10 protein-coding genes are annotated in these 14,133 nt (G+C 23.7%); all 10 read right to left on the bottom strand.

Translation table 4 applies throughout. The annotated features are described in order from the left end of the window. Positions 1-6: 6 nt before the first annotated feature. Positions 7-1,917, bottom strand: coding sequence for a P68 family surface lipoprotein (locus MCAV_RS02070; RefSeq protein WP_391592230.1), 1,911 nt, complete (start codon positions 1,915-1,917; stop codon positions 7-9). Positions 1,918-2,206: 289 nt separating this feature from the next. Then, positions 2,207-3,094 carry a hypothetical protein gene (locus tag MCAV_RS02065; RefSeq protein ID WP_391592229.1) on the bottom strand — a complete coding sequence of 296 codons (888 nt, stop codon included), beginning with the start codon at positions 3,092-3,094 and terminating at the stop codon, positions 2,207-2,209. A 171-nt stretch (positions 3,095-3,265) separates the two neighbouring features. Continuing rightward, positions 3,266-4,249 (bottom strand): hypothetical protein, encoded by a 984-nt coding sequence (locus MCAV_RS02060; RefSeq protein WP_391592228.1) that lies wholly within the window; start codon positions 4,247-4,249, stop codon positions 3,266-3,268. 2 nt (positions 4,250-4,251) lie between these two features. After that, complete coding sequence (locus MCAV_RS02055; protein WP_391592227.1) at positions 4,252-5,289, bottom strand: carbohydrate ABC transporter permease; 1,038 nt, start codon at positions 5,287-5,289, stop codon at positions 4,252-4,254. Beyond that, a complete protein-coding gene (locus MCAV_RS02050; RefSeq protein WP_391592226.1) occupies positions 5,270-6,529 on the bottom strand; it encodes an ATP-binding cassette domain-containing protein in 1,260 nt (419 codons plus the stop codon). The genes MCAV_RS02055 and MCAV_RS02050 overlap by 20 nt, the downstream gene beginning before the upstream one ends. Before the next feature lie 211 nt (positions 6,530-6,740). After that, positions 6,741-6,938 carry a 50S ribosomal protein L28 gene (gene rpmB, locus MCAV_RS02045; protein ID WP_391592225.1) on the bottom strand — a complete coding sequence of 66 codons (198 nt, stop codon included), beginning with the start codon at positions 6,936-6,938 and terminating at the stop codon, positions 6,741-6,743. 168 nt (positions 6,939-7,106) lie between these two features. Next, entirely contained in the window at positions 7,107-11,252 is a 4,146-nt protein-coding gene (locus MCAV_RS02040; RefSeq protein WP_391592224.1) for a cell envelope integrity protein TolA, read from the bottom strand. Between the two features lie 4 nt (positions 11,253-11,256). After that, complete coding sequence (locus tag MCAV_RS02035) at positions 11,257-11,811, bottom strand: hypothetical protein (protein ID WP_391592223.1); 555 nt, start codon at positions 11,809-11,811, stop codon at positions 11,257-11,259. Positions 11,812-11,813: 2 nt separating this feature from the next. Continuing rightward, positions 11,814-12,830, bottom strand: a complete 1,017-nt coding sequence (locus MCAV_RS02030) for a hypothetical protein (protein ID WP_391592222.1) — start codon at positions 12,828-12,830, stop codon at positions 11,814-11,816. A 370-nt stretch (positions 12,831-13,200) separates the two neighbouring features. After that, entirely contained in the window at positions 13,201-14,106 is a 906-nt protein-coding gene (whiA, locus tag MCAV_RS02025) for a DNA-binding protein WhiA (RefSeq protein WP_391592221.1), read from the bottom strand. Between the last annotated feature and the right edge of the window lie 27 nt (positions 14,107-14,133).

Raw genomic sequence — 14,133 nt, 5'->3', positions numbered from 1 at the left:
AATTAATTAATTAATTAATGAACCTTTTTTAGCAACTAAATTTTGAAATAATTGATCACCATTAATTTGTGGTTGATTTGGAACAGATAGATTTTTAATTGCAGCATCAATATCACTATTAATTTTTACAGTATTAATATCACCTGCTGGATTAAACAAAACTTGTTTAGTATTATTTTTATAAGGTGGCTCTTTTTGGGCTTTTATAAAAGATAAATAATCTTTAATAGATAAAATTAAAGTATTTAATATGTACTGATCATCACTATTATTTTTTTGAGCTGCTTCAACTTTGGTTTCTAATTTAGCAATTTCTTTATTTATTGCTGCTTCAGTACCAAAAGTTTCAACTAAAGGAATAAAATAACTAGATTTTTCTTGAATATAATCAGATACTTTAATAGTTTTATTATCAATAACAACATCACCCTTATAAAGTCATGTTAAAAAATTTTTTAATGCAGCATCTTTTTTAGAATTAATACTAATTGGAACTAAAGATGATCCTCCAGCAATATAAGTTTGTAATTTTTGATCTGAATTTGCTTTAGGTACTGTTTTAGTATATTGATCATATCAAACAACATCTTCTTGATATTTTGCAAAACGATCAAAAAGATTTTTATTAAGTTGTAGTTTATTATTAACTTTTTCACTTGCAAAAAAGGTTCCACTTAATTGAGATTGCACAGATTGACGTAAACCAACATTAGGAGCAATTGCAATTGCTGTATTAAATGTTCTTAATAATCATGATGCTCAATCACCTTCTAAATTAACATTTTGTTTTGTATAAAAAACATTACGAAGTTTTTTAGTAGAATCTGCAGCTTTAGTATGTTGAACAAACTGATTAAATGCTTTAATAAATTGTTGAGCTTTTACTCCATCTTTTGTTTGCTCTAAAATCGTATAATTAACAATATTATTACTGTTTTTTACTGGATTATTTTTATATGATCATACATAATCATTAATTGTAGATCCAGTTTCTTCTCATAATCGACGTTTAAAAACATTTAATGCATAATCAATTGATAAGATATTAGCATATTTATCAGCAGCTTGAACTGTTGTATTAGCTTTAAGTTTTAAAATAGCACTTATTTTTTCACTAAATTCAGTTAAGGAATCATAATTAATAAAAGTGCTATCAGTAATTATGTAATTTTTTAATGAATTGTTTTGATCATTAGTTGATTCACTTTGTGAGTTTTTAATTTGATATTCAAAACGATTTCAAACAGTTTTAGCAATTTTGATTTTGTTTTTTTCTGAATCTATTTTGTTTAATTTAGCAATAATTGATTCGGTTTGATTAGTTGGATCATTGACACTACTTTGTAGTGTTGCGCCATTAAAAACAGCTTGATCAACTAAAAATTTTAGAACAGGAAAATTAATGGCCAATGATTCAGTTGATGATAAATTGAATGGTAAAGCATACAAACGATTATGATTATTACTACCAGCAACATTTGTATATAATGGCATTATTTCATTAGCAAAATCAGATGGTTTTAGAACATCAGACACATCTAATAATTTGCCATAACTATTAATTGTTGCTGCAGAAGTTGAAGAATTTAAAATTAATGATGGTAAATCATTACTTTGTGCAGTGATTTTATTAATAGTATCATTTAATAAACTAAATTCACTTTTATGTTGTGTCTCTTCTGTTGCTAATAACTTAACTGGTAAGAAATTTGCTTGATTACTTTGTTGTTGATTGTATAAAGGTATTAATGGTTGTAAAGCAATATTTAAAGGATAATATTTATCTTGAGCAATTGAAAATAACACTTGATTAGTATTAGTATTACTACTACATGCAATTACAGTTAAACTGATAATTGATAAACTTATAAAAGTTAACTTAAATTTAATAAAATTTTTAATTTTTTTTGATCTCATTTTTTTCTCTATTGAATAATTTAATGTTTTAATTTAAAAAAATTAAAAAAACTAAATTGATAATAAATCAATTTAGAACAATAGTTTAATTATATATTTGATTAATTAATTAGAGAAATAAATCAGTAATTAAAAAATATTATTATTTAATTTGTTCAAAAAAATATCAACAATTTGGTTCAATAAAAAAACGGGCTTTTAAAACCCGTTTTTCTTTTTTTTATAAAAATTAATTAATTTGTTTGATTTAATATATTAAAAATTTTTAAATAAACCAATTTTATTATTTTTATGCAGATAAAGTAGGTAAACTATCTTTTAAAGGAAGATAGTATTGATATTTATCTTGAATGTACTTAGGTACTTTAATTTTTTTATTATCAATAGTAACTTCACCTTTATAAAGCCAATTTAAAAATTTTTTAACTGCTGCATCTTTTTTAGAATCAACAGTAATAGGAATTAATGAATATATATCAGGACTACTTGCATTAAATGTTTTACCAGCACCAAGAAAAAACGGTAAAGCATACAAGCGGGTTTGATCAGTAATTTCACTAATACCAGGAACACTAGGAAGACTTCCAACGCCAGGAATGTTTCCAACACCAGGAATTGTAACACCACCAACACCTTCACTACCAACACCAGGAATACCCCCAACACCAGAAGGACTAGGAGGTGCATCAGGAGTAGGGATTGAAGGAAGGCTTGGAATATGACCAATAAGTGCGTATAATGGTGCAATTCCTGGAATAAAATCACTTGGTTTAACAACATCTGAAATATCTAACAATTTTTTATGTTTATTAATTTCTGGTGTTGATGTTATTAATGAAGTGTAGGAACTTAAAATTAATGAAGGTAATTCATTACTTTTTTTAGTAATTTGATCAACAGTGCCTTTTAATAATTCAGTATCATTTTTATATTTTGTATCTTCTGTTGTTAATAACTTCACTGGTAAAAAATCTGCTTGACTACTTTGTTGTTGATTATACAAATCTACTAATGGACTTAATGCAGTATTTAATTGGGAATTTTTATTTTCAGGAACTGATAATAAAACTGGATTATTACTATTACTACTACATGCAATTACAGCTAAACTCATAATTGATAAACTTAAAAAACTTAATTTAAATTTAACAAAATTTTTGATCTTTTTAGATACCATATTTTTCTTCTTGATTAAATCAATTACTTTTTTGATTTGCTAGAAATCAAAAACGGGATTATTGTAGCAAAATAATAATTTTTTAAATTTTATATATATATATATATATATATCTGATTAATCAGTTAGGGGAATAGATCAAAATAACTAAAAAATAAATTTTTGATTAAATTATTGTTTTATTGGTTTAAAAAAACTACGATTAACTCATTTGGCACTAATCCAATAAAAAATTAGTGGAATAATCATTGTAATCGTAGCACCAACTGCCATTAAATTTTGTAACTGACCTTGAGGAATAAAACCAAGACTTCTAAATCATTGCCCTAAAACCACAATTTCAGTTCCACTTAAAATAATGTTTGGTCATAAAAAACTATTTCAAGCACTAATCATACTAAAAATTAATGAAATAATTAAAGCAAATTTTAATTTAGGAAAATACATATAACGAATTTTTTCAATAATTGTTAAACGATCAATAATTGTCATTTTATTAAATTTAAGATTAATTGATAAAAATGCGTTGCGAAAATAAATTAAGGAAAAATAAGAAAAAACTAGAGGAACAGAAATTGGTAAAAAAATTACTGATTCTTTTAAGTTTCATGCAATTGTATTACGATAAAGCCCAGTGTATAAAACTACTTCAGGAATTGACATTAAAAACATCAAAATTATGCAAATAATTAATCGGGTTTTAGATTGCATTAAACTTAATCCAAATCCACCAGTAATTAAAACAAATGCTTTTAGTAAACTAGCTAAAAAAGCAAATAAAATCGTTCAACCAAAAGCTCTTAAAAATTGATTTTGATTTTCTTGAATGGCAACAAGAAAATTATTAATGTTAAACCCATCAGGAACAATGCTTTGATTAACACTAATTGCTTGGTTATTACTAAATAAGGCAACAATAATTAAAAAATAGACTGGTGAAACAATTAGTAAAACAACACCAATAATTAAACTTAAACGTATCATTAGACTAAAAAATGAATAGCAACATTTTCAAGGACTAGTAATAAAATTATTTTTAATACTAATGATAGAACCAATTACTTGATCAGAAAATCAATGAGCGATTTTATTAAATAAAAATGATTTAATAGTAGTCATAAAAAATAAATGACATTTATTGAAAAAAGATTTCATCACTAATTTTTTAAATATTTCTTTTTAAGATTAATTAATCAATTAATTGATCATTGTCAAATATTAATCATTTTTTGATGGTGTGATATTAGTAAATAAAAAGTAATAATAACTAAACTAATTAATACTAAATAGGAAAGTACAAGAATTGAAGCAGCACCAGCACGATCAAATAATGGGATTTGAAACAGTTTCAAATAATAGTAAATATAATATGAAAAAGTAAAAATATTATTATTTTGTAATGTATTCTGATCATAAATAGCAAAAGGATTCAATAATAAAGCTTGTAACACATTAATGTATATTAGTAAAAATAGTACTGGACGAATTTTTTGAAAAAAAACATTAATGACTTTATCAGTAAATGTTAATTTATCAATACTAATTAATGAATGATATTTGCGTTTTTGTGATGTGAAATGAAATAAAAGAATGATAGTATTAAATGGTAATATTCTTCAAACATGAAATAAAATTAAAACAATTAAATTATTATTACCATCAGTAAAATTGAAATTAGTTTTAAAAATTTGATTAAATGCTGCTTTTTCAGCATCAAATAAATAAACAAAAGCAATACCAATTGCAAAACTAGAAATAAAAAATTGAGAAAATAAAGTAATAACAATTAAGTTATTAAAAATTCGATTTAAAATCGTATTAATTAATAAAGATAAAATAAAACTTAAAACAAAACCAATTGGTAATCCAACAAATAAAATAATGTTGGAATAATAAAATGCAGCATGAAATTCTGGATCATTAATCACATCTTGAAAGTTTTTGATTCCTAAAGTATAATTGACTCGATCATTAACTGTAGTAATTTTAAAAGATTCAAAAATATTAGTAATAAATGGGGTAATTAAAAAAATTGCAACAATTAAAACTAATGGTAACATTGAAAGCAAAATTTTAATTTGGTTTTTATTAATTTTTAAATGTTGATTAATTCATTTTTGTGATTTTGATTTTAATCGTTTTTGATTTTGTCAATCAGATGCTCAAAAATTGAAATTAGATGACTTTTTCAACATATGATAAATTAATTCCTTGCTGATTAAATTTAATTATTGCATTAGAAGCATAGTTAATATCAACTATATCATTAAGATGATAATGTGAATCATTAGAAAAAACACGTAATTGTAAATTATTAATTAAATGAGCAATTTCATAAATAATATAATTACCAGTATTAATAATATTAGTAATTTTATATTTACCATTTTTGTTTAATTTTAATTTGATTTCTTTTGGACGAAGATAATGTTTAATCCCATTTACTTCTTTTAAAAAATTAATTTTGGGATATCCAATAAATTCAGCAATTTCTAAATTATATGGTTTTTCAAAAAAAACATGTGGATGATCATATTGTTGAATTTGACGATTAGATAAATAAATAATATAATCAGAAATCAAAACAGCATCATGTTGGTCATGAGTTACCATTAAAATTGTTAATTGGTATTTTTTTTGTGTTTCACGTAACCAATCACGAGCTTGTGTTTTTGTATCAGCATCTAATGAAGAGAAAGGTTCATCCATAAAAATAATTTTACTATTTTTAATTAATGCTTTAGCAATAGCAACCCGTTGTTTCTGACCACCTGAAATTTCATTAGCACGATTTTTTAAAATATGACTAATTTTTAAATTTTCAGCTAAATTAATAATTTCTTGTTTAATAAATTTTTTTAAATTAATTTTTTGTACAAAATCAATTAAATCTTTTATTCCCCAAACTCTTCAAACACTCAGTTTTAGTAACAATAACAATCATTTGATTTTCATTAATGGTTGATAATTATTATAAGCATTGATTAATTTTTGATAAATTTTGTTTAAATAATTTAATTTTTGATCATCATTTTTACTATCTTGTTTTGCTGTTTTTTGATCAAAAAAATTTTTGATTAGTGCTAGTTTTTTACTAGCGTTTCAATCATAAGAATTTTTAATTGATAAATAAATGTTTTTATAAACACTAATTTCATCATATAACAAAGCATCTTGAAAAACAAAACCTAAATTCGATTTTCAACTAGGATTGGTGTATGAAACTGTTCCTTGATGAGGTTTTAATAAGCCAATCATAGCATTAATTAAAGTAGTTTTACCAACACCACTTGAACCTAATAAACTTGTTAAACTATTTTCATAAATTTCTAAATTTAAGTTTTCTAAAATGATTTTTTGATTAAATTTAACATATAAATTTTTAATTACAATGGCTGGTTTTTTTGATTCTTGATTGGAATTAATTTGTTTCATAACCCTTATTTATCATCAATCTCTAAAATCAAGTTAATTTTAAAAGAGATTATTTTAATTTCAAACGATCGATTTTAATTTCTAAATGATTACTTCAGTGTTTATAAGATCAAAATTTTATCTTTTGATTAGTAAAATTATTGTTCAATTAATAAAAAAACCAATATCAGTTTTGATATTGGTTTTAAATATATTAAACTGTTAAAAAATATTAATTTAATTGACTATTCTTTTTTAAAGTTCGTAAGGTTTTTGTTGAAATTCTTAGTTTTAAAGTTTTGCCATTAGAATCAACAATAGTAACGTTTTGTAAGTTTAAATTTCATTTCCGTTTAGTAATGTTTAAAGCTTTTGAACGATTATTACCTGACAAAGGTCCACGATTAGTTAATTGATCTCTTCGTGCCATAATTCTTCCCTTCTTAATTTTAATTATTTTGAATTGATCTTTTAACAAAATAACGATTATTAATTTGTTCTAACTTGAATTAATTTGTAATAGAAATTAATTATTTAAAAACAACACGTAGTATTATTTTAAATTAGTTATTAAAAATTATTGCAAAATAGTTATTAATTATTTGCGTTTAGTGAACATGTTTTTTAAGCGACTAAAGAAACCATCTTTTTTATCTTTAGTTGGTTCTTGACTTAATTGATCTAATTCATGAGTTTCATTATCTTCACTTAAATCATCATTAACTGAATTAATTGGTTTTAGTTCAGTAATTGCTTCATCTTCATTCATTTCATGACTATCAACATCCATTTCAAAACTATCATCACTAATTTCATGATCACCAGCTTGATCAGATAGATTTTGATCACTTTGATCATCTGATTCAACTGTAGTTTCACTAATTAATTGATCATTAGGATCAACATAATTATCACTTAAATCAAATTGTTGGTTTGCTAAATCATCATCTTCTGAAGGATGATTTTGATCTTGATCATTGAAAAAATTAGTTTCATTCAATTGAGTAGAATCAATATTAGAACTATCATCAGCATTATCAAAATAAGTTGAAGATTGGTTTTCTGATTCTTCAAATTGTTTATCAACTACTAAATTATCTGCTAATTGATCATTTGAAGCATTATTATCTAATAAGAAATCATGATTCAATTGTGATTCATCAATTGCTTCTTCAATTTCTTCATTATCAATTTCATCAATTTCAGTTTTTAAATAACTATTAAATTCTTCACGAGAATGATCAAATTCTAATTTAGCAATTTCCATTTGTTCATCAAATTGGCGTTTTAGTTCATCACGTAATTGAATTGCTTTTTCTAAACGGGTTTCATTGCGTTCAGTAAAACGAGATAATGATTGAATCTCATTTTCTAAATGCATAATTCGTCTTTTAATAATTGATAAATCAATTTTTGATTTATGATCTACTTCCATCATTTGTTCACCTCCTTCTAAATCATCAGTTTTTACTAAATCAAGATTATCATTCATAATCCCACTTTCTAAGTCATGATCATAAATAGTAAAATCAGATTTTTGAAAATCTTGAGTTACATTATGATTGTTTTGATTATCATCTACTAACAAATCATTAACTTGAGTTGACATGCTTTCATCAAAAATAACTTCTTGATCTAATGAATCGTTTGATTCTGAATCATCAGGAATTTTCATTTCATGATCCATTAATAATTCATCAGCATGATATTTATCTTCAGATTTAACTAGAGATTCAAATTCTGACATTTCTTCAGCAGAAGATGATGCTTGATCAGAATTTATTAAATCAGAATCTAAGTTTGCTGTAGTTTCACTAACTAAATCAACAGTAATAGCATCATTACTTTGACTTAATTCTTGATCAACTGTTTCAGAATCACTATCTACTGGTAGTGTTAATTCAACATCTTCTAATAATGGTTTTTCATTATCACTAACAGTTTCACTAGCTTCATCAAATGTTTTTAATTCTAAAATTTCTTGAGTTGTTTGGAAGTCTAAATCATCAGGTTTAGTTACAAATTCAAAATTATCAGGTTCAGAACTTTCAACATCATCTAAATTTTTGTGTTCAGAAATAATTAATTTTTTATTGCGTAAATGAACATGTTTAATAGTAATTAAATCTTTAGCAAAATTAAACATTTCTTTTTTAGACTGACTAATAATTTCAGAATTAATTTCATTACGTGCTTGAGCTAAATTTAGAGCATCAGCTTCTTCTTGACGTAATTTTTCTTCTAATAATTGCATTTCTTTAGCGTGAATTTCATCTAACATTGCTTGTTGTTCTTGAACTCTTGCAATATCAGCAGCTAATTCTTTTTCTGCTTGTTCACGTTGTTGCATTTCTAGTAATTGTTGTTGTGCTTCTTCTTCTGCAATTTGTTGTTTGCGTAAATTTTCTTCTTTTAAACGTGCTTCTTGTTCAGGAGTTAAAGGATCATTTTCGTGTAATTGATCAATTACTAAATATTCACTATCATCTTTAGTTTTAGGATCAAGACCTAAAAGAGTTGTTTTGAAGTAACTATCAGAAGCAATTTTTTCATATTCTTCAGGTAAACTAGATTCGTATTTTAAATTAACAATTTTTTCTACTAATGGTGATAATTCAATATGAATAAATTTATCTTTATTAACATTACTTTGATCCATTAAGCTGAATTCATCAATTTTTGGTACTTCTAAACGATAACCTTTTTGATCATATTCTTTAATTACTTCATCATAAACGCGTTGTCAATCTTCTTGGTTTTCTTTAGCGATTTCTAAAGATTGCATTTGACTAATTGACAAACGATCAATTTGAGCAGCAACAACATCAGAAACTTGACTTAATAATTCAATTTTTTTAATAAAAATTTCATTAATTTCAGAAATTCCTTTTTCATTCCATAATTTTCAAACACATTCAAAATTATCACGAATTTCTAAATTTAAATCTTTAGCTAAACGATAAATTTCATTTTCTAATGCTAATAAAGAATTTTTTCGACGTTCATTTTCTTTTGCAATTAATTTTTGCCGTTTTAATAATTTAATTTTAGCAGCTAGCAAAATTTCGTTTAAATCACTTTGTTGTTTTTTTAAACTTATTTGTTTTTCATGTAAATTACGAACTTTTTCTTCATAATTATCAACTAATTGATATTCATTTAAAGTAGCGATTGAATTATTAATTTTACTTTCATGAAATTCAATTTGTGATTGTACTAATGAAGTATTTTCATGAATTCGACCTTTTTCAGCTAAATCTTTTAAATGTTCTTGTTGTTTTTGAGCAATTAATAAAGCGTTTTTAGATTCAAGACCATCTTTAACTAATAGTTCATGATCAAAAGCAATTTTAAACTTACGTGCTGAATGAACGTTTTCAACAGCTTTGTGTAACAATGATTCAAATTCACGTTTTTTATATTCAATATCATTTAATTGTTCATCAAAACTTTTTAATTTTTTTAGAACAAAATCTTCATAACGTTTTAGTGCATCTTCAGTACCACGAACACGAGTATAATTACGTGGAATAAAGTTATGATATTTTTCTTTAGCAGCATTAACTTCAGATTCAATTGCTAATTTATCTTCTTGTAGTTTAGTTAAATTTGCTTCATTAGTTTCTTGTTGTTTTAATAATTCGTTATATTCAGAACTTTCTTCAAATGGTACACCATTTTCTTCTAAAATAACTTTTAAAGAATGAATTTTGTCAGTTAACAACTCTTTTTCTTTAGTTAAATATTCTTCTCGTTGTAAAAAATCTTGAGTAGTTATGTTAGATTTAACAGTAGTATCTAAATTTAGTTGTTCTTGATCAAAAATTTTAGTATCAACATTTAAATTTTTTAAATTGTTTAGTTTACTTTCTAAATCAGTTGCATTAACATTATAGAATTTCACTAATTTATCTCAAAAATTATCAACATCACGAAAAATATTTTGGAAATGGAATGAAATTTCACTTTGATCAAATTTTGGTTCATCAACAGAAATTAATTCATGATCACTCAAGTAGTGATAACCTGTTTTTTCAACTTGAGAAATATTGAAAGCATCTGAATAATTAATTCCATCAATCACAATTTTTTCTGCTTGAGATAAATTAGTGATATCAACAAAACTATCAGATTGTGGTTTTTTTAGTTCATCAGTAACTGTTGCAAAATCTGCTTGATCAGTCAAACCCATTTTTGAAGTTAGAGCAGGAACTGTAGTTTGGTTTTTATATTCACGTAAACTAGCAAAAAATTGGTTTAGTTTACGATCAACAGCTGCTGAATCAACAAAATGACTCAAAAATTTTTCATCACTAATTTTCGGATCTTTTTCTTTTAGGGCAAAGTTTTTAAATTTTTCAGGAAAACTATCAGCATTAACATAGTGAACTTGAAGAATTTCATTACCAATTTTCACTTGCTTAATGCCTTCATGTAAACCGATTTTTTTAGCTTGACTAGCATCAATTAATGAAATTTCATGAGGTTTGCTATCTTTATCCAATTTACGATGAAAAACATATTCAAATTTGTTAGTTACATTATTGAAGATTTTATAACATACAAAAAGAACATCATCAAATAGACAAACAATTGAATTTTTTTTACCAAAAATTAATCCTAATGCTTTTAAATCAACTTCATTAACAGCAACTGTGCCATTTAATGATGCTTCAATGATCTTTTTTTGTAATTCGGCTTTTACTGATTTAGTTAAATTATTTTTCTTATTTTTACGGTTCATAAAATTAATTATTTTTACTTCCTTTAATCGATTGAATTGTTAATGGTAAATCAACATAATAAGTTAGTGGTTTAGCTCTTGATTTAATTAATGAATGATGATTAGTCATTTGATCAACTACTATTTGATTATTAATTGATTGAAATCTTACACCAATATTTTCTTTTTTAGTTAAACATAAAACTTTAGATAATGTTGATACTTCTAAATTAGAATATCTTAATAATGGACCTTGAACATGACTATTAATTTTACTAATCTTATGCTCAGGTCAATTTTGCATTGAAAAAATTGGATAAATTTTCGAATTTTTTAAAAATTCAACTGAATTAATCCCATAAAGATTAGATGATGTTGGTAAAGATGCAGCAATTTCTTCAAATCTTTCAGCATAAAGTCTTCAATTGTTTTTAATACTAATCACATTTTGATAAGCATTATTAGTTAGATCGTTTTTAAACATCAGATCTAAATCATGAATGTCATAATATTTTTTACTCGTTTGATTTAACATCTGTTTAAATAATTGTTCATTATGATTATTATCGTTTTGATTCATTATTAAACTTTCCTATCTTGAAAAACAACTCTTTTAGCAACAATTCTAGAACGTAAAAAATTATTGGCATATGATTTTTGAATTGGTTGATTGCGAAAACTTAAAGTTTTATTATTTAATACTAAAACTACTGCATCTAAAAAACTTAATTTAGTATGACGTTGATCATTTAGTAAATAAATTAAATCATTCACTTGTTTTTGATTCATAATCTTTTGTTTTAAAAAGTAAAGAATCGTATTTTTAGCAAATTGGTTCAATTGTTCTGACTCATAAAATTTTGATGCTAAAGTTACTAATTCAGGATGATTTTGATCAAGTAAAGGAATTTCAACACGATTGGATGTTATCATTTTATTAGTAATCGAATTTTCTAATTGAAACAAATTATATTGATTAATAACAAAATCTAAAGCTTCTACAGCATGTAATTTTGATAAATAAATTGTTTTTTCTCGATCAAAATTCAAAAAGAAAAAATTGATTAGAGCATCATTTTGAAAACTTAAAAGTTTCAAAAAATCTTTAAACTTAATTGCATCAAATTTAATTCAATCATTACGAAAACGATTAATAAATTTATGATTAATAATTCAATGAAGGTTTTTTGAAGGACTTAAATCATCATAAATAAAGATTGTTTTATTTTTTCGTACACTAACATCTTCAACTGAATCAACTACAACTGGATCTTGATTTAAATTTAATTCATTTTCTAATAATGGATCAGCAATCATTGATTGATTAGTATTAGTTTGATCACTTAATAAATCAGAACTAGCATCATCTAGATTATTAGAATCGATTGTCTGTTCACTAACAATTTCAATTTTTTGATTTTCTATTAGTTCATTGTCTTGGTTTAAATCATTATTATTTAAACTAATTGAATTAAAATTGGCAGATAACTTTTTTTGACCAAATAATTTAGTAAAAAAATTGCTTTTTTTAGCACTAAACATTTTTGTTTCAACTGAATCATTATTTTTAAATCCAATTTTATTTTCTCAATAATTCATTTGATACCTTAATATAAAATAATCACGTTAATCATTTTCTATTTTATCTATCACTAAAAATAATTTTTTTTAGATAAAACAATAAGTAGAAAATTAACATAAGAAATTATATTAATTTTTAGAAAAAAATCATTCTAAAATTAAGTAAAAATTGTGATTTTGGATAAAAAAATAGAAAAATTAAGTAAAAATGACAATTTTCTTAGCAAAATTAAACTTTTTTAATGCTAAAAACAAGTCTTTAAAAATTAAATTACATTTTTTTGTAAAATGTTTATTGAAACAATTTAAAATACTTAATTGACAATAAAAAAATCCTAACAAGATAATAATGTTAGGATTAATATATCATTTAATAATATTAATAGTTTTAAAGTGTAGCAGCAATTTTTTTAATTTTTCTAACTAAATGGTTCAAACCTGATTTAGTTAACTGAATCTGATATTTTGATGTTAGCAAATAAGATAAATCCTTTAAACTTAATTCAGGGTTTTCTAATCTAATTTGCATAAATTTTTGAATATTGTGATCTAATTCTAAATATTTTTGATGGTTTTGAATTTTTTTAATACAAGCTATTTGATCCATTGCTGCTTGAACTACTTTTGATAAATTAGCAACATCTAAATTATTTAAACGTTGTTGTTGGTTTAAATGATCTTTTAGAATTTTTTGTTCTTCAAAATACATCATTTGCTCAATTGCATTCAAATATTTAAGAAAATCTGAAATACTTTCTGCTTGTTTTAAATACAATTTGCTCTGTTTTTGATAATGAGAAATTTTGTAATTAATATTAGTTCTAATTCGCTTTAAAATTTTGACTAATAGTTTTTCAATAAATGAATCAGTTAAACGAATTTCAGTGTGATAGGATTTATTTTCAATATCACAAACAACACCACTAGCTAAAAAAATTCCAATTAAAATTGCTTGATAATAATTTTTATTTTTACTTAATTTTCAACAATGTAACTCAATTTCATTTAATCAAGCAACATTTTCAAAATCAGAAATAATTAAACGAAATATTTGCTTATTATTTTCAGGAATAATTAGTTCAAAATTAATTTTGTAAAACTTTTGAAAATGCTCAGCTAAAAAATTTAATACTGGCTTAAAATAACTTTTGATTTCTAAAAAAGGTTTATTATTTTCATGAATTTTGAAAATAAGATAATTATTGTATAAAAAAAATGCAGCAATTACTTCAAATTGGTTTTGATCATAATTTTGATTGATAATTTCAATTTTAACACGTTCATTAAAAGTCATATTTTCAACAAAATCCTTATATTTATT

Source organism: [Mycoplasma] cavipharyngis (assembly GCF_042984175.1).
Lineage (GTDB): Bacteria > Bacillota_I > Bacilli_A > Mycoplasmatales > Mycoplasmoidaceae > Mycoplasma_N > Mycoplasma_N cavipharyngis.
The sequence above is the reverse complement of the archived record's forward strand: the minus strand, read 5'-3'. Positions and strand labels throughout refer to the sequence as shown.